General features: G+C 66.3%; 19 protein-coding genes. 13 read left to right on the plus strand and 6 right to left on the minus strand.

The annotated features are described in order from the left end of the window. Positions 1-149: 149 nt before the first annotated feature. From QH196_RS26640 to pknB, 6 genes are read left to right on the plus strand one after another with little or no spacing between them, the layout of a single operon-like run. Complete coding sequence (locus tag QH196_RS26640; RefSeq protein ID WP_033243787.1) at positions 150-617, plus strand: FHA domain-containing protein FhaB/FipA; 468 nt, start codon at positions 150-152, stop codon at positions 615-617. Beyond that, on the plus strand, positions 614-2,104 hold the full coding sequence (locus QH196_RS26645) for a PP2C family protein-serine/threonine phosphatase (protein WP_280418587.1): 1,491 nt from the start codon (positions 614-616) through the stop codon (positions 2,102-2,104). The genes QH196_RS26640 and QH196_RS26645 overlap by 4 nt, the downstream gene beginning before the upstream one ends. Then, positions 2,104-3,582, plus strand: a complete 1,479-nt coding sequence (locus QH196_RS26650; RefSeq protein WP_280418588.1) for an FtsW/RodA/SpoVE family cell cycle protein — start codon at positions 2,104-2,106, stop codon at positions 3,580-3,582. Before QH196_RS26645 ends, QH196_RS26650 begins: the two co-directional genes overlap by 1 nt. Beyond that, complete coding sequence (locus QH196_RS26655; protein WP_280418589.1) at positions 3,579-5,045, plus strand: peptidoglycan D,D-transpeptidase FtsI family protein; 1,467 nt, start codon at positions 3,579-3,581, stop codon at positions 5,043-5,045. The genes QH196_RS26650 and QH196_RS26655 overlap by 4 nt, the downstream gene beginning before the upstream one ends. 37 nt (positions 5,046-5,082) lie before the next feature. Further along, on the plus strand, positions 5,083-6,582 hold the full coding sequence (locus tag QH196_RS26660; protein ID WP_280418590.1) for a protein kinase domain-containing protein: 1,500 nt from the start codon (positions 5,083-5,085) through the stop codon (positions 6,580-6,582). Next, a complete protein-coding gene (gene pknB / locus QH196_RS26665) occupies positions 6,579-8,477 on the plus strand; it encodes a Stk1 family PASTA domain-containing Ser/Thr kinase (protein ID WP_280418591.1) in 1,899 nt (632 codons plus the stop codon). Before QH196_RS26660 ends, pknB begins: the two co-directional genes overlap by 4 nt. A gap of 324 nt (positions 8,478-8,801) precedes the next feature. On the opposite strand, the gene QH196_RS26670 is transcribed toward pknB, so the two are convergent. After that, on the minus strand, positions 8,802-9,446 hold the full coding sequence (locus tag QH196_RS26670; RefSeq protein WP_280418592.1) for an aminodeoxychorismate/anthranilate synthase component II: 645 nt from the start codon (positions 9,444-9,446) through the stop codon (positions 8,802-8,804). A 103-nt stretch (positions 9,447-9,549) separates the two neighbouring features. Here QH196_RS26670 and crgA point away from each other — a divergent pair, with 103 nt between their 5' ends. Further along, a complete protein-coding gene (gene crgA / locus QH196_RS26675; RefSeq protein WP_280418593.1) occupies positions 9,550-9,816 on the plus strand; it encodes a cell division protein CrgA in 267 nt (88 codons plus the stop codon). An 82-nt stretch (positions 9,817-9,898) separates the two neighbouring features. Beyond that, the gene (locus QH196_RS26680) at positions 9,899-10,360 is read left to right on the plus strand and encodes a PH domain-containing protein (protein ID WP_280418594.1); all 462 of its coding nucleotides are present in this window, start codon (positions 9,899-9,901) and stop codon (positions 10,358-10,360) included. Between the two features lie 117 nt (positions 10,361-10,477). Here QH196_RS26680 and QH196_RS26685 read toward each other — a convergent pair whose 3' ends face one another. Next, positions 10,478-11,356 carry a rhomboid family intramembrane serine protease gene (locus tag QH196_RS26685; protein WP_280418595.1) on the minus strand — a complete coding sequence of 293 codons (879 nt, stop codon included), beginning with the start codon at positions 11,354-11,356 and terminating at the stop codon, positions 10,478-10,480. Between the two features lie 193 nt (positions 11,357-11,549). On the opposite strand from QH196_RS26685, the gene QH196_RS26690 reads away from it, so the two are divergent. Continuing rightward, positions 11,550-11,762 (plus strand): hypothetical protein, encoded by a 213-nt coding sequence (locus QH196_RS26690; RefSeq protein WP_280418596.1) that lies wholly within the window; start codon positions 11,550-11,552, stop codon positions 11,760-11,762. 9 nt (positions 11,763-11,771) lie between these two features. Here QH196_RS26690 and QH196_RS26695 read toward each other — a convergent pair whose 3' ends face one another. Further along, positions 11,772-12,584: an ABC transporter permease gene (locus QH196_RS26695; protein WP_280418620.1), complete on the minus strand. Its 813-nt coding sequence runs from the start codon at positions 12,582-12,584 to the stop codon at positions 11,772-11,774. A gap of 41 nt (positions 12,585-12,625) precedes the next feature. Next, positions 12,626-13,690 (minus strand): ATP-binding cassette domain-containing protein, encoded by a 1,065-nt coding sequence (locus QH196_RS26700; RefSeq protein ID WP_280418597.1) that lies wholly within the window; start codon positions 13,688-13,690, stop codon positions 12,626-12,628. A gap of 910 nt (positions 13,691-14,600) precedes the next feature. Between QH196_RS26700 and QH196_RS26705 the strand changes: the two genes are divergently transcribed. Together QH196_RS26705 and QH196_RS26710 are read left to right on the plus strand one after the other, a co-directional pair. Further along, the gene (locus tag QH196_RS26705; RefSeq protein WP_280418598.1) at positions 14,601-15,512 is read left to right on the plus strand and encodes an oxygenase MpaB family protein; all 912 of its coding nucleotides are present in this window, start codon (positions 14,601-14,603) and stop codon (positions 15,510-15,512) included. Positions 15,513-15,609: 97 nt separating this feature from the next. After that, entirely contained in the window at positions 15,610-16,122 is a 513-nt protein-coding gene (locus QH196_RS26710; RefSeq protein WP_280418599.1) for a thioesterase family protein, read from the plus strand. A gap of 16 nt (positions 16,123-16,138) precedes the next feature. Here QH196_RS26710 and QH196_RS26715 read toward each other — a convergent pair whose 3' ends face one another. Further along, entirely contained in the window at positions 16,139-16,516 is a 378-nt protein-coding gene (locus QH196_RS26715; RefSeq protein ID WP_280418600.1) for a cold-shock protein, read from the minus strand. 17 nt (positions 16,517-16,533) lie between these two features. Between QH196_RS26715 and QH196_RS26720 the strand changes: the two genes are divergently transcribed. Beyond that, positions 16,534-17,175 carry a class I SAM-dependent methyltransferase gene (locus QH196_RS26720; protein ID WP_280418601.1) on the plus strand — a complete coding sequence of 214 codons (642 nt, stop codon included), beginning with the start codon at positions 16,534-16,536 and terminating at the stop codon, positions 17,173-17,175. Positions 17,176-17,329: 154 nt separating this feature from the next. After that, positions 17,330-17,851 (plus strand): helix-turn-helix domain-containing protein, encoded by a 522-nt coding sequence (locus tag QH196_RS26725; protein ID WP_280418602.1) that lies wholly within the window; start codon positions 17,330-17,332, stop codon positions 17,849-17,851. 65 nt (positions 17,852-17,916) lie between these two features. On the opposite strand, the gene QH196_RS26730 is transcribed toward QH196_RS26725, so the two are convergent. Beyond that, positions 17,917-18,795 carry an NAD(P)-dependent oxidoreductase gene (locus QH196_RS26730; protein WP_280418603.1) on the minus strand — a complete coding sequence of 293 codons (879 nt, stop codon included), beginning with the start codon at positions 18,793-18,795 and terminating at the stop codon, positions 17,917-17,919. Positions 18,796-18,879: the final 84 nt, after the last annotated feature.

Below are 18,879 nucleotides of genomic sequence, written 5' to 3' on the forward strand. Positions count from 1 at the left end.
GTCCAATCGTGATCGGTCTCGTCCGACGGTCCTATGATGTGCCGACACACGCGCGGCGCCGCGAGGCGGGCCGCCGGGACGAGCACGGCCAAGGGGTGGGTCACCACGCCGACGGCACCGGCACACGGTCGAACAGGAGGTGGAGCGCCGTGCAGGGATTGGTTCTGCAGTTGACCCGTGCCGGGTTCCTCCTGCTGTTGTGGCTGTTCGTGTGGGCAATCCTGCGTACCCTCCGCAGTGATATCTACGCGGCCTCCGGCATACGGCTCCAGAACCGGGGACCGCGCGGTTCCGCGGTACTGCCGTCGATGCGCCGAGGCCAGAAGGGCGCCAAATATCTTGTGGTGACTCAAGGTTCTCTTGCCGGTACCCGTATCACACTGGGTACCCAACCGGTATTGATCGGCCGTGCGGACGATTCGACGCTGGTCCTTACCGACGATTACGCCTCCACCCGACATGCCCGGCTGTCCCTACGCGGTGACGACTGGTACGTCGAAGACCTCGGCTCGACCAACGGTACCTACCTCGATCGCGCCAAAGTCACCACCGCAGTCCGCGTTCCGCTCGGCACACCTGTCCGGGTCGGCAAGACAGTGATCGAGCTCCGATCGTGACACTTGTTCTCCGCTACGCAGCGCGCAGCGACCGCGGCCTGGTCCGCGCAAACAACGAAGATTCCGTCTACGCGGGTGCCCGGTTGCTGGCACTTGCCGACGGTATGGGCGGGCATGCCGCCGGTGAGGTCGCGTCCCAGCTGATGATCGCCGCATTGGCGCATCTGGACGATGACGAGCCCGGCGAAGATCTGCTGGGCAAACTGAACCGGGCCACCCATGCCGGTAATTCCGCGATCGCCGAACAGGTCGAGGAAGAACCCGAACTGGACGGGATGGGCACCACGCTCACCGCGATCCTGTTCGCGGGCAAGAAACTCGGCATGGTCCATATCGGCGATTCGCGCGCCTACATGCTGCGCGACAGCGAACTGGCCCAGATCACCCGCGACGATACCTTCGTCCAATCGCTGGTCGACGAAGGCCGGATCACCCCGGAACAGGCGCATACCCATCCACAGCGTTCGCTGATCATGCGTGCCCTCACCGGCAACGAGATCGAGCCCACGCTGGTGATGCGGGAGGCGCGCGCCGGGGACCGCTATCTGCTGTGCTCGGACGGTCTCTCCGATGTGGTCAGCGACGAGACCATCGCCAACACCATGCGTGAGGGCAGTACCGACGAATGCGCCGACCGGCTCATCGAACTGGCGCTGCGCAGCGGTGGCCCGGACAATGTGACCGTCGTCGTCGCCGATGTGATCGATCTCGACTACGGCCAGAGCCATCCGATCGTCGCGGGCGCCGCCTCCGGTGAGGCCGAGGACAATCCGCCGCCGAATACTGCCGCCGGTCGCGCCGCCGCCATGCGCCCACCGGCCGCCGCGCCGCGCCGTACCGCCAGCGAGCCCGAGCCACCGCCGAAGAAATCACACAAACTGCGTTGGTTGCTGCTCGCGGTGGCGCTGGTGTTCGCCGTGGTCGTCGGGCTGGTCGTGGGCTACAAGATGATCCGGTCCAACTACTACGTGGGCGCGGACAACGACAGTGTCGTGGTCATGCAGGGCCTGCCGGGGTCGATTCTGGGTTACTCCATCCACGAGGTGAACCTGGTCGGCTGCGTCACCGCCGAGGGCGAGCTCACTCTCGCCGACAACGGCGCTCCCCTGCCGGCGGGCTGCAGTCCCTTGAAGGTCAGCGATCTCGAGCAGACCGGACGTGATCAGGTCGAGCGCGGCCTGCCGCCGGGCACTCTGGACAAGGCACGGGAGCAGATGCGTGTCCTGGCCGACCGCGAACTGCTGCCGGTGTGCAAGAAGAACGGTTCCGCCGCCCAGCCGGGCGTCGTGACCACCACGCCCGCACCGCCGCCGGCACCGGCCCCGCCCATGCCCACCGAAGCAGCACCGCCGGCGCCCGCCACCCAAGCACCCGGCCCCAACGGTGAGAATCCGGCACCGCCGGCGCCGCCGACCACCTCCGCGCCGGCGCCGACCACCACCGCTGTGCCCCAGACGCCGGGGGAGAACTGCCGGGTGACGGACTGATGTCCGCACCGGCAGCACCGTCCGCCGGGGCTTTTCCGAGTCCCCCGGGCGGTTTCGCGGCAACGCCGCCACCGACATCGCGGCGCAATACCGAGCTCCTGTTGCTCGGTTTCGCGGCGTTGATCACCACGGCGGCGTTGTTCCTGGTGGAAGTCAGCCAGGAACAGTCCGTGACCTGGGATATCGCGAAGTACGGGCTCGCCTATCTGGGTCTGTTCGCCGTAGCGCACCTGGCGGTCCGGCGGTTCGCGCCCTACACCGATCCCCTGTTGCTGCCGATCGTGGCGCTGCTCAACGGGCTCGGCCTGGTACTCATCCACCGGCTGGACCTCGCCGATCAGCAGACCGCCGCCTACAACTCCTGGGATATCCCCTCCCCCGACGCCAATTCCCAGATTCTGTGGACCGCTCTGGGAATCGTGCTGTTCGTCGGGATCCTGGTGGGGCTGCGCGATTACCGGACCCTGGCCAAGTACGCCTACACACTCGGGCTCGTGGGGCTGGTCGCGCTGGCGATCCCGGCACTGCTGCCCAGCTCGCTCTCCGAGGTCAACGGCGCCAAGATCTGGATCCGGTTGCCCGGTGTGAGCCTGCAGCCCGGCGAGTTCGCCAAGATCCTGCTGATCATCTTCTTCGCCTCGGTCCTCGTGTCCAAGCGGGAGTTGTTCACCGCGGCCGGCCGGCACTTTCTCGGGATGGAATTTCCGCGCGCCCGGGATCTGGGCCCGATCCTCGCGGTCTGGATCGTCTGCATCGGCGTACTGGTCTTCGAGAAGGATCTCGGTACCTCGCTGCTCATCTTCGGCACCGTGCTGGTGATGCTCTACATCGCCACCGAGCGGGTGGGCTGGTTGCTGATCGGCGGCGGCCTGCTCATGGTCGGATTCTTCTTCGCGTACCAGATGTTCGGGCATGTGCGGGTCCGGGTCGAGACCTGGCTGCACCCCTTCGACGACTACAACAACACCGGTTACCAGATCGTGCAGTCGCTGTTCGGCCTGGCCACGGGCGGGCTGGCCGGTACCGGACTGGGCAGCGGCCGGCCTTCGCAGGTGCCGTTCGCGAAAACAGACTTCGTCGTCACCACCATCGGCGAGGAACTCGGGCTCATCGGCCTGACCGCCGTCCTGCTCCTGTTCCTGATGCTCATCCTGCGCGGTATGCGGACCGCCCTGGCGATCCGTGACAGTTTCGGCAAACTGCTCGCTGCCGGGCTGGCGTTCACCCTCGCCATCCAGATCTTCGTGGTCGTCGGCGGGGTGACGAAACTGATCCCGCTCACCGGCCTCACCACGCCGTTCGTCTCCTACGGCGGTTCCTCGCTGCTGGCCAACTACATTCTCCTGGCCCTGCTCATCAAGATCTCCGATGCGGCACGCGCACCCGCCCCGGCCCGGCGCCGGGAACCGGCGCCCGCACCGCTGGCGGAAGCGCAGACGGTGATGGTGTCACGACGGCAAGGGGGTCAGCAGCGATGAATACACCTCTACGCCGAGTGGCCATGGCGGTCATGGCGATGATCGTGGCCCTGCTGCTCAATGCCACCTATATCCAGGTGATCAAGGCCGACGACTACCGCGCCGATCCACGCAACTCCCGGGTGCTGCTCGACGAATACTCTCGTCAGCGCGGGCAGATCTCCGCGGGCGGTGCCGTGCTGGCCAGTTCCGTCGAAACCGACGACCGGTACAAGTATCTGCGCGTCTACCCCACCGACCCGGCCGCATTCGCGCCGGTCACCGGCTTCTATTCGATGCAGTACGGCAGTACCGGGCTCGAACGTGCGGAGGATCCGGTCCTCAACGGTTCGGATGCGCAACTGTTCGGCAGCCGGCTGGTCGATCTGGTCTCCGGGCGCGACCCGCGCGGCGGCAACGTCGTCACCACGATCGACCCGATGATGCAGCAGGTGGCCTACAACGAGCTCACCAGCAAGGGCTACACCGGCTCCGTCGTGGCCATCGAACCCAGTACGGGCAAGATTCTCACCATGGTGTCCACGCCCAGCTACGACCCGAACCAGCTGTCCGGGCACGACGGCGCCCAGGGCACCCAGGCCTGGGAGAGTCTGAGCGCGGACGAGAACCAGCCGATGCTCAACCGGGCGATCTCGCAGACCTACCCGCCGGGTTCCACCTTCAAGGTCGTGGTCACCGCGGCCGCACTGTCCAACGGCGTGGCCGACCCGCAGTCCCAGTTCACCGCGGCACCGAACATCACATTGCCCGGTACCAGCACCACCCTGGAGAACTACAACGGCACCAACTGCGGGTCCGGCGCCACCGCGACCCTGCACGAGGCGTTCCGCCGATCGTGTAACACCGCGTTCGTCGAACTCGGGGTCGATGTCGGCGCGGCGGCGCTGGAGGACGAGGCGGCCGCGTTCGGTATCGGCCCGCATCGTGGAATCCCGATGCCGGTCGCCGAGAGCACCATCGGCAACATCCCCGACGACGCGGCGCTCGCGCAGAGCAGTATCGGCCAGCGTGATGTGGCGCTCACCCCCCTCGACAATGCCGTAATCGCGGCTACCGTGGCCAACGGCGGTGTGCGGATGGAACCGTATCTGGTCGATCAGTTGCAGAACCCGGACCTCAGCGAGCTGTCCACCACCGAGCCGGTGTCCGTGGGGCAGGCCGTGAGCGCCGATGTAGCGTCTACCCTGACCGATCTGATGGTCGCCTCGGAGGAGAACACCGCGGGCAGCGGCGGGTCGGGCTATCGGATCGCGTCCAAGACCGGTACCGCCGAACACGGCGCCGATCCGCGCAACACACCACCGCACGCCTGGTACATCGCGTTCGCGCCGGCCGAGAACCCGAAGATCGCCATCGCGGTCATCGTGGAGAACGGCGGCGACCGCGCGCTGGCGGCGACCGGTGGATCGGTCGCCGCGCCGGTTGCCCGGGCGGTTCTGGACGCGGGTCTGCGAGGTCGGTGAACGAGATGGATATGCGAGTGAATCTGCGGGGAACCCGATGCTGACAAACGGCGCGATGATCGCGGACCGCTACCGGCTGCAGCGCCTGATCGCCACCGGTGGGATGGGTCAGGTCTGGGAAGCCCTGGACACCCGGCTCGATCGCCGGGTGGCGGTGAAGGTACTCAAATCGGAGTTCTCCGCCGATCCCACATTCCGGCACCGGTTCCGCACCGAGGCCAAGACCACCGCGCAGCTCAACCATCCCGGTATCGCGGGAATCTACGACTACGGCGAAACCTACGATCCGCAGGGCGGCGAAACCGCCTACCTGGTGATGGAACTGGTGCAGGGCGAGCCGCTCAACACCGTGCTGAACCGGCTCGGCCGCCTATCGGTCGTGCAGGGTCTGGATCTGCTGGAGCAAACCGGTCGCGCCCTGCAGGTGGCGCATCGGGCCGGTGTGGTGCACCGCGATGTGAAACCGGGAAATATCCTGGTCACACCCACCGGACAGGTGAAGATCACCGATTTCGGTATCGCGAAGGCGGTCGATGCCTCACCGGTCACCAAGACCGGGATGGTGATGGGCACCGCCCAGTACATCGCGCCGGAGCAGGCCGTCGGTGAGGACGCCACGGCGGCCAGTGACGTGTATTCGCTCGGCGTGGTCGGCTACGAGGCCCTTGCCGGTCAGCGCCCGTTCACCGGTGACGGCGCCCTCACCGTCGCGATGAAACATGTGCGCGACGTACCGCCGCCGATGCCGACGGATCTCCCGCCGAATGTGCGCGAACTCGTCGAGGTGACTCTGGCCAAGGACCCGAACCACCGGTACACCGACGGCGGCGAGTTCGCCGAAGCGGTCGCCGCGGTGCGGTCGGGCCGGCGCCCACCGCCACCGCGTAACCTCGCCGCGACCGGTGCCACCAGTGTTATCGCGGCGCCGCAGCCGGCTTACGACGATCCGGCGACCGTCCGATACACCACTCCGGCCACCGCTATGGCCGGGCCGGCGACGGCGATGGACCACCACGGCGCGCACGAGGCCGACCCCGGCGACTACCGCGACGGTAACGGTGGTGGTGGTCTCGGGAAGAACCAGAAGTGGATGATCGCGCTGGGTATCGGCGCGCTGGTACTCGGTGGGGCCGTGCTGTGGCTGCTCTTCGGTGGCGATACCAATCCGGCGAGCACCCCCGGCGAGACCTCGTCGACGGCTCCGACCACCCGACCGGCGCCGCCCCCGATCACCACCACGTACGAGGTGACCGAGCCTCCTGTCTGGACACCCACGCAGGAGTACACCACCACCCAGCCGCCGGTGACCACCACTACCGAGCCACCCGCACCGACCACCACGACCCAGCCGCCGACCACCACCACCGAGACCACCACTGCTCCGCCGACCACCACGGAATCGACGGGCAGTGAGGAAACGGCCACCACTACACGGTCTTTCCCGGTACCGGATATCGATCTGCCGGGGATCGGCGACAGCTCCCGTGACGACGACAGCTCTCCCGACGTGCCGAGCCACCATCAAGGACAGCCATGACGACCCCGAAGAATCTCTCCTCTCGCTACGAGCTGGGCGAGATCATCGGATTCGGTGGTATGTCCGAAGTCCACCGGGCACGCGACCTCCGGCTCAACCGCGATGTCGCGATCAAGGTGCTGCGGGCCGATCTGGCGCGCGATCCCACGTTCTACCTGCGCTTCAAACGCGAAGCCCAGAACGCAGCGGCCCTGAACCATCCCGCGATCGTGGCGGTGTACGACACGGGTGAGGCCGAGGTGGACGGCGGACCGCTGCCGTTCATCGTGATGGAGTACGTGGACGGCGATACGTTGCGCGATATCGTGCGCAATGAGGGCCCCCTGCCGCCGCGACGGGCGATGGAAGTCATCGCCGATGTGTGCGCGGCGCTCGATTTCAGCCATCAGGCCGGGATCGTGCACCGGGATATGAAACCCGCCAACATCATGATCAACCGCGCGGGCGCGGTGAAGGTGATGGATTTCGGTATCGCCCGGGCGATCGCCGATGCGGCCAATCCGATGACCGCGACCGCCGCGGTGATCGGCACCGCCCAGTATCTGTCGCCGGAGCAGGCGCGCGGTGAAACCGTGGACGCGCGATCGGACGTCTACTCGGTCGGTTGTGTCCTGTTCGAAATCCTCACCGGAGAACCGCCGTTCACCGGTGATTCCCCGGTCGCGGTCGCCTACCAGCATGTGCGCGAGGATCCGCGGCTGCCTTCACTCGTACACGACGGTGTTCCGCGGGAGCTGGATTCGGTCGTGCTCGAGGCCATGGCCAAGAACCCGGCCAACCGTTATCAGAGCGCGGCAGAAATGCGCGCTGACCTGATCCGGGTGCTCGGCGGCCAGAAGCCCGGGGCACCCATGGTGATGACCGACGAGGACCGCACCACCATGCTGGGTCCGGCGCAACCAGCGGCGCGGGGCTATCACCGCCTGGACGACGACGATATCGACGACTACGGCGATGGATCCGGTGGTAATCGCCGCCGGGCATATATTGCCGCCGGTGTGGTGGCCGCGGTGGCTGTGGCCTTCGGCCTGTTCTGGATGCTGCTCGGTCCGGGGAGCCGGCCCGACCAGGTCGCGGTACCGGACCTGTCGAACCTCTCGGCCAGCGAAGCGGAGCAGAAACTGGATTCGCTCGGCTTCGATGTCGCCATCCAGGAGAAGCCCGACGGCCGGATCAGCGCCGGTAACGTCATCGCGACGCAGCCACTCGGCGGGTCGCGGGCCGACGAGGGCAGCACAATCACCATGCAGGTTTCCACGGGCCCGCAGCAGGTGCCGATCCCGCGCGTGGTCGGGCTGAGCCAGCAGGAAGCCGCGCAAGAGCTCACCAATGCCGGGCTGCAGGTCCATCCGGATGTCAAGCGCGGCCCGTCCAGTCCCGAGGACAAGGACAAGGTGATCGCCCAGGATCCGTCCCCCGGATTCGAACTGGATGCGGGCAGTCAGGTCACGTTGACCCTCGGCGCCGGCCCGGAGCAGGTGTTCGTGCCCGATGTCGTCGGTCAACTGATCGACCGTGCCCAGCCGAATCTGGAGGGCGCCGGGTTCAAGATCGAGATCCGCGAGGTGCAATCCGCGCGGCCACGGGGCGAGGTGCTCTCCACCAGCCCCGCCGGCGGTTCGAACGCCGACAAGGGGTCGACCATCACCGTGCAGGTCGCGCAGAGTGATCGGATCTCCATGCCGAACCTCGTCGGTCTCACTCCGGGCGAGGTCGTGGACACACTGCGGGAAAGCGGCTGGCAGGGCAGCGTCAACCAGGTCCGCCAGATCACCCAGATCACGCTGAACTCCGAGCAGGCGGGCAAGGTGCTCAGCCAGCAGCCGTCGGCCGGGACCACCGTGCCCTCGTCGACGACGGTCACGGTCAACACGGGCGTCCTACCGCTCGGCTGATATCTGCCGGATCCGGCTGACGCTTCCGCAGGCCCCTCACCACATTGCTGGTGAGGGGCCTGTGTGATGCGGCGAGCGATACCGGACACCACGCTGTCGCCACCCACCAGCAGTGCGCGTTCTACGGACCGCCCCGGCCTGCGATGCCGTACCAACCTCCCGAAGCGGCAACGGCCTGCCCGAGAGGCGTTGTCGCCATGCTGGTGTTCAGATGCCCGGAGGGGGTCGACCGGGTTCCGACAGGCGCCCGCCTTCTACCGGACTTTCGCTGGGTACGGGCGCACCCACCGGCAGAATGCTCAGTGGTGGAGCCGTGCAGCGGTCTCAGTGGACCGAAAGTCCCGCGACTTCCGCCTCGAGCATCTCCACAAGGCCCTCGGCGGGCCGCTCCCCGCAGATTTCCAGCCAGTTGGCGAGCATCCGGTGCCCGCCCTGGGTCAGCACCGATTCCGGATGGAACTGCACACCGTGGATCGGCAGTTCGTGATGGCGAAGCGCCATCACGATGCCGCTCTCGGTACGCCCGATCACATCGAAACCGGCCGGCAACGTACTCTCCACGACGGTCAGCGAATGGTAGCGGGTGGCGGTGAACGGGTCGGGCAATCCAGCCAGGACACCAGTGCCGATATGGAAAACCGAACTCGTCTTACCGTGCAGCAGTTCGGGCGCCCGTGTCACGGTGGCACCGAACGCCGCGCCGATCGCTTGGTGGCCGAGGCAGACGCCGAGGAGCGGGGTGGCCTGTTCGGCGCAGGAACGCACGATATCGATGCTCTTACCCGCCCGGTCCGGCGTGCCGGGGCCGGGGCTGATGAGGATTCCGTCGAAATCCCGGGCGACCGCGTCGGTATCGGTGAGTTCCGGATCGTCGTTGCGCCAGACGACCGCCTCGACGCCGAGCTGACCCAGGTACTGGACCAGGTTGAACACGAAGCTGTCGTAGTTGTCGACGACCAGAACTCGCATGCACAAAGACTACGTGGCCGATCACCGGATACGGGGACATCCCCCCTGATCACCTGGTGGGATAGCCTTGGAACACGACCTGCACGCTGAATACGAGGACATCATGCCCAAGTCGAAGGTCCGCAAGAAGACCGACTACACGATCAACCCCGCCAGCCGCACGCCGGTGAAGGTGAAGGCAGCGGGTCCATCGCCCGTCTGGTACGTCACCATCATGCTCGGCTTCATGCTGGCCGGGCTGGTCTGGCTGCTGGTCTACTACCTGGCGGCCGACCAGATCAGCTGGATGAGCGATCTCAATGCCTGGAACTTCCTCATCGGATTCGGGCTGATGGTGGTCGGGCTCATCATGACCATGCGGTGGCGCTGACCAGGGGATTACACGGGTGTAATTAATGCACACCTGTGGATAAACCTGTGGATAACTCTCGAGACGGATTGGGGAACACCGCGTGCAGCCCGAGAGCACACAACCACGCCTGGCCTGGTCGACCCCGCTGCCCGCGCTGGTCGCGGTCGCGATCGGGGGTGTGGTTCTCGCGGTCGCGGCGCTACTGACCGTCGAGGTGCCCGGTAAATTCCTGCTCGGTGTCGCCGCCCTGGTGCTCCTGGCCCTGGCCGTACTGGGTATCCGGCAGCGACCGCGGTTGTCGGTTGTCCCGGGTGAGCAGCCGCGGCTGGTCGTGCGCGGTCTCACCGGCGCGACCGAATACACGCGGGACCGGATAATGCGGGCACGGATCGTGGGGTACCGCCGCCTCGGCCGCAAATCGCCCATGCTGGAAATCGATGTCGACCATCTGGGCACCGAGCGATTGCTGATCTTCGGCCGGTGGGATCTGGGGACCAGCCCGGAAGATGTCTACGAAACACTGCGTTCGGAACTGCGCCTGCGCGGCGAATCGGCCCGCTGAACCACTCCGGCCCTGCTGATTTCCATCCTGGTAGATGTTTCACGTAAAACATCCAAGCCAGTCTTCGTCGAGCCAGTGGCAGGCCCTGTCCCGGGCACCGACCGATAGCGCCGTGGATCAGCGCAGCGACGCCGTCGCGACTCCGATCACCGCCAATGCCGCCACCGCCACAACCACGAGGGCGATCACACCGATCGACCGAGCCTGTTCCGGAGTCCGAGCCCGCAGCCATTCGGGCAGAAACATCACACCCAGCGTCGCGAGCGTGCCCGCGGCCAGCCCACCGAGATGTCCCGCCAGCGAGATACCGGGCAGCGAGAAACTGATGAACACATTGATCCCGATCACGATCAGGATGCTGTTCGGACTCTGCCGCAGCCGGATGAGTATCACCGCGATGGCTCCGAACAGTCCGTAGACAGCCCCGGAGGCGCCGGCGGTCAGGCTGTCCTGCGCGAGCAGCATCACCGCGGCCGATCCACCGAGCAACGAGATCGAATACACCGCGAGGTAGCGCACCCGGCCCAGGACCAGTTCGACATCCCGTCCCAGGACGTAGAGCGTGAACATGTTCACCAACAGATGGATCAGGCCGAAGTGCAGGAAGCCCGAGCCGAGCACGCGGAACCATTCCCCGGCGGCAACCGCCGGCGGATACATGACCCAGTTGACGAACAGGGCCGATCCCTGCTCATTGGCCGTCAGGCTGCGCGACTGTGCCGCGGTGATCGCGTACACCACGACGTTGAGCGCGATCAGCGCATAGGTGACGAACGGCGTCGCCGAGCGGGTGGCCACCGCTCCCGACGCGGTGCGGACCTTGCGTGTACTGCGCTGATCGGCGCGGACACAGTCGACACAATGCTGACCGACCGACGCGGGACGCAGGCACTCCGGGCAGGCCGGGCGGCCGCAGCGAGTGCAGGCCAGACCGGTGGGGCGGTCGGTATGCCGCACGCATACCTGTGCCGGTGGCGAGGGTGGCTGCGGGTTCACCGGAAATCCCGGTCCGAGGACGGCTGAAGGGTCCGGCCGAGTACTTCCGGCCCGGTACGACGTGTCGCGCTCACCTACCCATCGTGCCATGTGCCCCTTTTGTCCGGTGCCTACCGCCGAGCTCACGCCGACGCCGGCCGGCCCGTTGACCTGCCGGTCTGCACGGCAGGCGCGGCTGTGCCAGAGTTGAGCCATGAGCTCGAACCCACTGCGTCCGTCCGGTCGTTCGCGCTATCGGCTGCTCGCCGCCGCCGCGGTAGCCGCGGCAGGCGGTACCGCATGGCTGGTGCGCGCCAAACGCCCGCAGCCGCCCGAGCCGGCTCCTGCTCCGCCGCGTATCGGCCAGACCCGTACCGGCGCCGCAGCGGCCACCACGAACGGTGCCACCGCGACCCCGGAGAGCTGAACCGCGCCGTCAGCGGCTGACGGTCTTGCGGTACTGCCGCAGCGCGAGCGGGACGAAAACCGCGAGGATGATCACGACCCAGATCAGGGTCGTCGCCACCGGATGCTGCAGCGACCACGCGTTCGACTCGTCGACCACCGGCGAGGAGTTACCGAACAGGTCGCGGGTGGCCTGGGCCAGCGCCGATACCGGATTCCATTCGGCGAAGATCCGCAGCGGTGCCGGCAGATCCTGCAGCGGTACGAAGGTGTTGGCGAGGAAGGTGAGCGGGAAGATCACCATGAAGCTCGCGTTGTTGAACACCTCGGGCGTGTGCACCAGGAGGCCGACCACGGCCATGATCCACGAGATCGCGTACGCGAAAAGCAGCAGGAGCGCATAGGCCAGTACGGCGTCCAGTAGCGATCCGCGGATGCGCCAGCCGACCACCAGGCCGGTCAGCGACATGACCACCAGGCTCACCACATTGATCACCACATCGCTGACGGTGCGCCCGATCAGCACTGACGACGGTGCCATCGGCAACGAGCGGAACCGGTCGATGATGCCTTTCTGCATATCCTCGGCAAGGCTGAGACCGGTGAACGTGGATCCGAACACCACGGTCTGCACGAAGATGCCCGCGATGAGGAATTCCCGGTAGCCGCCCTCGAGGCCCGGAACTTTGATCGCGGTACCGAAGATATAGGCGAACAACAGGACGAACATGATCGGCGAGAGCGTGCTGAAGATCAGCACATCGGGCACTCGCTTTATCTTGATCACATTGCGCTTGGTAACGGTCAGGCTGTCGCTGACCACCATGGACAGTCGCTCACCCATACCGAGTGATTCCGCCGGAGCGCCGGCCGTTGCCACCGCGGTCATCTGGTTTTTCCTTCCATGACTTCGAGTTCACCGGTATCCCGCGATATGCCTGGCGCCGAGCTCGAGGAGCCGAGGTCGTCTTTCCGGTCGCCGGATTCCGCATCCGTCTCGCTCGGCTCGCCGGCCTCGTGACCGGTGAGTGAGAGGAAGACATCGTCGAGCGAAGGGCGGCGCAATCCGACATCCTGGATCCTCACCCCCTGCTCGGTGAGCCTGCCGATGGCGGCCACCAGCGCCTGCGACCCGTCACTGACCGGCACCACCACGCGTCGCAGGCCCGGCTCGATGTGGATATCCCCGTCGGCCAGCGGACTCAAAGCCTGCTGGGCGACCGCGAGATTGTCGATATGGTCGACCGTCAGTTCGATCCGGTCGCCGCCGACCATGCTCTTCAATTCATCCGCCGTACCGCGGGCGATCACCTGACCGCGGTCGATCACCGCGATGGCATCGGCCAGCCGGTCGGCCTCCTCCATGTACTGGGTGGTCAGCAACAGCGTGGTGCCGGCGGCGACCAATTCCTCGATGACATCCCACAGATCCAGTCGGGCCCGCGGATCGAGGCCCGTGGTCGGTTCGTCGAGGAACAGCACCGGCGGGTTGGCGACCAGGGCACCGGCCAGGTCCAGTCGCCGGCGCATACCCCCGGAGTAGCCGCGCACCGGCCGATCGGCGGCCTCGCTGAGCCGGAATCGTTCCAGCAGTTCACGGGCGCGTTCCTTACTGCGCCGCGTACCCATGTGATAGAGCCGCCCGACCATTTCGAGGTTTTCGAAACCGGTCAGATACTCGTCGACGGCCGCGTACTGACCCGACGCGCCGATCCGGGAGCGCAGTGCCCGCGGCTGGGCGAGTACATCGATCCCGGCCACCGTCGCCCGTCCGGCGTCGGGCACGAGCAGGGTGGTGAGTACCCGGACGGTGGTGGTCTTCCCGGCGCCGTTGGGCCCCAGCAGAGCGGTCACCGTACCTTCGGGCACCGTCAGGTCGAGGCCGTCCAGGGCGCGGACCTGGGGCCCGTAGTGTTTGACGAGACCCTCGGCGACGATTGCGTCGGGCATGATTCTCCTGATTCGAGTGATTATGCGGAGCGAAGTCGGTATATCGCCGATGGCGGCAGCGGGCCATCGACCGGAGCGCATGCCGCGAACGGCCGTATATCGGGCCAGTATTGTCGCGGTCGGCGGGGTTTTCATCCGATTTATCCGGTTGCCCGGTGGCGCCCGAGGTCCGGTGATGTCCGGACCCGAATCGGCGGTGCCCACACAGAAAGAGGGCCGCACCCCGGCCCGACTGTGCTCGGGGTAGCCGGTACGGGGTGCGACCGGTTTCTATACTCGTCGCGCCGGTCGGCCCGGTCGTGCGTAGCGGACTACCCGATTCGGCGGGCAGCGGTACTCGGATCCGCGCGGCGCCGGCGAAGCAGTGGGGGTGTCGAGGGTCACGGCCGGCAGTCACAGCCGCATAGTGACATCGACCTCCGACAAGTCCGGCGACTCCGGCGGTCGCGCCACGGCAGGCGGCCGGCCGGATCGGTTGGTCGCCCGGCACTGCCGTGGCCACCGCAAAGCACTGCACAGCAGCACTTTCGGCAACTTCCGGTGTACCGCGCCACGATCCGCGGGGGCGCCACATCACCGCCGCTGGGAAGCTTGTGATCTGCACCAAAAAAAGTCGGAAACTACTAGGCCTCTTGTACGCGCAAAGGTGGATCATCGCGTAGGATCGAACGCGTCGGCCCCTCCCCCCCGGGCCGACCATACGCGGGCCTCGGCTAACTCCCCCCCTTCGCCGAGGCCCGCTCTCATGTCCGGACCCGTGGCCATACCGCGTGACGGGGGCTTCCGGAAAGAATCCGCTTCCCGCCGCACGCTCCCGTGCGCATCCCCGCATCCGCCCGCGCCGCAATGGTGAGAGATTTGGAGTATCATCGTCTCATCAGATCGATGCAGTAGATCAAGGGAGATCCGCATGACCGCGTCCGTAGACGTCGCAGCCATCGACACCCACACTCCGGTCGAGCGCCGGCCATTCGGTCCCGGCACCCGAACCTGGGAAGAAGTCGGACTGATCACCTTTTCGCTGACCGCGGGCTCGGCCTTCCTGTTGCAGACCATGGAGCCCTCGATCTCCGCGGTGGTCGATGCTCACTCCACCTTCCGCACCGACCCCATCGGCCGCGCTCTGCGCAGCCTGTCCGCGGTGATGATGTGGACCTACGGTGGCGAGGAATCACTCGGCGAAACCGACCGGTTGCGCAAAATGCACGCCACTCTCAACACCACCGACGCCGACGGGAAACGGCACACCGCCCTGTCCAGCGGCCCCTGGGCCTGGGTACTGCACACCGGCACCTTCGCCTTTGCCGAGAACGCCGAATACTTTGCGAAACGGCCGCTGACCACCGCGGAGAAGGAAGACTACTACCGCGAGACACTGCAGCTGATGCGGAACTTCTATGTACCGCCCAAGGAGCTGCCCGCGTCCTATGCCGACTTCGAGAAGTTCTTCGCGGAGCAGGTGGAAAACCATCTGGAAGCCACTCAGACCGCGAAGGACTACCTGAAGGTCATCCGGACGATCGCCCCGCCCACTCAGCTGCCGCGCGCTCTGCATCCGCTGTGGCGTGCGGTGACCGGGCCGTTCGGCCGGATGCAGCACTTCGTCACCGTCGGCACCACCCCTGAAGCGGCACGGCGAAAACTGGGACTCACCTGGACCGAATCCGATGAGCGCAAACTGCGGGTCCTGGGCTGGTTCGTCGCCCGGCTGGTCCCGTTGCTGCCGGAACGGTTGCGCTATTTCCCGATCGCCTATGAAGCCCGCAAACTCGAACGCGATAAGGCCCGGCTGCGCAAGGTCATCGATATCCGGCCGCTCTGATCGACCGGCGAACGGCCCCCGGAGGAGAACCTCGTCCGGGGGCCTTCATCTGCATCGATACACTTCGGACGAGCCGAGTTCGACAGGAGTACCGACCGTGACCAGCAGTACGACCACACTTCCCGACTACGAACAAGTGGTCCGGCTGCCGCGTGAACTCGGCCCGATCACCGTCCCCGAAAGCTTCCGGGACGAGAACGACCATATGAACATCAGGCACTACTTCGACCTGTGCGTCGAAGCCGGTGGGCAGGTTTTCGACCGCATCGGGATCACCGACGAATACCGCGCGAGCCGCGGCACCGGATTCTTCACCGCCGAGCATCACATCCGCTACTACGCCGAAACCCGCATCGGTGAGGAGATTTCGGTCTACGTGCGGGGCGTGGATCGATCCGAGAAGGTGGTGCATGTGGTCGCCATGCTGGTGAACGACACCACCCGGCGCCTCAGCTGCACACTCGAGATCACCGCGATCCATGTGGATCTGCGCACTCGGGCGGCCACATCGTTCGCGGCCGATATTGCCGCCGCCATCGATCGTGAACTCGCAGCCGATGTGGCGGATTGGCCCGTTCCGGTCTGCGGTGCCATGGGGATACGCCGCTGAGCGCGAGCCGGCGAGATCAAGCCGGTTCGGCTCCGACAGCGGGATCGGACCGGCCGGCCGCCGGGCGAACCGTCACCGCTTCATGGCCGCGGGGCCGGGCCGTGCTGACGAACATCACCGGTTGCCCGGCGTGCAAAGTCCGGTAGCCGTCGGTTTCGATGCACCGGTACTCCACGAAGACCTGTTCGGTCCCGTCGTCGGGCTTGATATAGCCGAACCCTTTCTCGGAGTCGAACCAGAAGACTCTCCCCCGTCTCCAATCCGATCGGTCGATGCCGGGCGCGGCAGACTCCGAAGGGGTCATTACCAGGTCTTCTCCACTCGTGATGTCTTGGTCGACACCATCAAACGTACGCCGAGTGCCCGTTGGCGTCACGAACGGTGTCAGCGGCACGTCGGTACGGTGCCTCTGTGCCAGAAGCATCCTTCCTGACCGACACCCGCGCCGGATACAACGCCATCGCAGCGGCGTACGACGAAACTTACGCCGGCGAACTCGACTCCAGCCCTTGGCAGCGGGCGATACTCGTCGCCTTCGCCGAAGTGATCGGCCCGGGCGAACCGGTTATCGATATCGGCTGTGGCCCCGGCCGGGTCACCGGTTTTCTTTCCGGCCACGGTCTGTCGATACGGGGAATCGACCTGTCCCCGGCCATGGTGGAGCTGGCCCGGCGCCACCATCCCGATATCCGATTCGATGTGGGTTCCATGACCGCGCTCGAAATGACCGACGGCTCGCTGGCGGCCGTGGTCGCCTGGTACTCCCTGATCCATATTCCGCCTGCCGCGCGCCCCGGGGTCCTGGCCGAATTCCACCGTGTATTGCGGCCGGGCGGACGTGTGCTGCTCGGGTTCCAGGCCGGTACCGAGGTGAAGCATTACGACGAGGGATTCGGGTTTGCGGTCTCGCTGGATTTCCACCGCATTGCCCCCGAGGAGGTGGCGGCAACCGCCGAAGCCGCCGGTTTCACCGTCGATATGCGTTTCGTCCGGGCACCCGCCGGAACCGAGCCGACCCCACAGGCAGCTCTGCTGCTGACCCGCCCGAGTTGACGGAGGTTTCGACACTATCGAAAGGATCTCGAGCCCCATCATTTCGATGCGATCGAAGTGATGGGGACACCGAACCGCCGGCATCCGGGCACCGATCGAGTCACCTATCGAATTGATTCTTGACGCGATCATTTCGATAGATAACCCTGGTCAGGTGGTGTACAAGAAGAACCCGCTCGGCCCGACAGGGGATACTGTCCGGGAGAACGTCCTCCGCTACCGCACTCTGATGAACCTGGGGTATGCCGATCTCGCGCGCAGGCTCGAGGCCCTCGGCCGGCCCATCCCGGTACTGGGGCTGTCGCGGATCGAGCGTGGCGAGCGCCGGGTCGATGTGGACGACCTGATGGCGCTCGCGGTCGCACTCGGCGTCTCCCCCACCAGTCTTCTGCTCCCCGACACCGGCGATTCGGACGACCCTGTCACCGCCACCGGAATCGACGGCACCGCCGGGGATCTTCTCGGCTGGTTCCGCCTGCACACCCCGTCCGCGCATATCGGCAAGCCGGCCGGCCGGCGGTTCGTACGCGATGCCATCCGTTTCATCGCCGACGCCCGACCCCGGTGGGATATCGAAGGTCTCACCCTCGAGCAGCTCCCCGGGGTCGGCCATCAGGAATACGCCGCGGAGATCGCGCAGAAGGCACGACGAGCCGACGGCAACGACAGCCGCTGATACCCGATCTCGCAGCCGAGTACCCAGCAATCGTGGCGGGCCGAATCCGTGTACCGAGCCCGGCTTCAGGAGGTCGAACCCGCCATCAACTCGAAAACCGAGACCGGACGCCCGGCTTCGGAACTGGCCGCCCGCGCCCGACGCCAAAGCCCCTGCGCGGTACGAGACAGGGTGGCGTCCACACCGGCCTCCTCGCTGGCATCGATGATGTGCTGCGCGCCGGCATCCATCATCGCGAAGGCTGCGAGATCGCCCCACCCACCCTTCTGGGCGGCCGCCGCGTACTCGGCCATGAAAAACGGATAGGCCTCGGCGGACCGCAGCGCATACGGCAGAAATCGGTCGATATCGTTGCCGGAGCGCTGGATCAAGGCGAGAGCCTGATCGAAGGCGAGCATCCACGGATGGAAGACGATCAGCAGCGCCTGGTAGAACACCTGCGCCAACCCGTCATCCTCCCCCAGATACTCCTGCGGACTCAGTGGCCGCAACAATTCGGCGTGGGCATCGAAAACGTCCTGCGGCCCGCTGTAGAAGATGTACGACGCCGGGTGGGCGATATTGTCCCCCGCCGACATGAAGCCCCCGGAGAGAAACTGCGCCCCGTGCGAGCGCACCCACTGCCCGCCCTTGCGGGCGTTCTCCGGTGAATCCGACGACAGATTCACGATCACCTTCCCCCGCAACGCGCCGGTCGCCTGGCCGAGTACGTCGTACATCGCGGCGTAATGCGTCAAGCTGAGGACGGTCACCTCGGCTGCGGCCAGCGCCTCGGCCACCGTCGCGGCCCGGCGCGCACCCGCTTCGACCATGGCGTCGGCCTTCTCGGAGCTGCGGTTCCAGACGGTGACCTCGACACCTGCCGCCAGGAAAGCCCGCACCATGGCCTGCCCCATCGGGCCCAAGCCGATCACGCTGACCGACCGAGTGTTCTGCTGAGACATCGGATTCCCTCTTCCATCAGTGGTCGAACTGCTTGTCGGCGCCGCAACCGATACTCGTTCCCGCAGGTAGTGTGGACAAGAACG

The sequence above is a fragment of the Nocardia carnea genome (genome assembly GCF_029868325.1).
Classification (GTDB): domain Bacteria; phylum Actinomycetota; class Actinomycetes; order Mycobacteriales; family Mycobacteriaceae; genus Nocardia; species Nocardia carnea_C.

What these genes read in the sequence shown, in the direction of transcription:
- QH196_RS26650 (WP_280418588.1), top strand. Translation starts at nt 2,104, where the DNA reads ATGTCCGCACCGGCAGCACCGTCCGCCGGGGCTTTTCCGAGTCCCCCG.
- QH196_RS26655 (WP_280418589.1), top strand. Translation starts at nt 3,579, where the DNA reads ATGAATACACCTCTACGCCGAGTGGCCATGGCGGTCATGGCGATGATC.
- QH196_RS26660 (WP_280418590.1), top strand. Translation starts at nt 5,083, where the DNA reads ATGCTGACAAACGGCGCGATGATCGCGGACCGCTACCGGCTGCAGCGC.
- pknB (WP_280418591.1), top strand. Translation starts at nt 6,579, where the DNA reads ATGACGACCCCGAAGAATCTCTCCTCTCGCTACGAGCTGGGCGAGATC.
- QH196_RS26670 (WP_280418592.1), bottom strand. Translation starts at nt 9,446, where the DNA reads ATGCGAGTTCTGGTCGTCGACAACTACGACAGCTTCGTGTTCAACCTG.
- crgA (WP_280418593.1), top strand. Translation starts at nt 9,550, where the DNA reads ATGCCCAAGTCGAAGGTCCGCAAGAAGACCGACTACACGATCAACCCC.
- QH196_RS26690 (WP_280418596.1), top strand. Translation starts at nt 11,550, where the DNA reads ATGAGCTCGAACCCACTGCGTCCGTCCGGTCGTTCGCGCTATCGGCTG.
- QH196_RS26695 (WP_280418620.1), bottom strand. Translation starts at nt 12,584, where the DNA reads ATGGGTGAGCGACTGTCCATGGTGGTCAGCGACAGCCTGACCGTTACC.
- QH196_RS26700 (WP_280418597.1), bottom strand. Translation starts at nt 13,690, where the DNA reads ATGCCCGACGCAATCGTCGCCGAGGGTCTCGTCAAACACTACGGGCCC.
- QH196_RS26705 (WP_280418598.1), top strand. Translation starts at nt 14,601, where the DNA reads ATGACCGCGTCCGTAGACGTCGCAGCCATCGACACCCACACTCCGGTC.
- QH196_RS26730 (WP_280418603.1), bottom strand. Translation starts at nt 18,795, where the DNA reads ATGTCTCAGCAGAACACTCGGTCGGTCAGCGTGATCGGCTTGGGCCCG.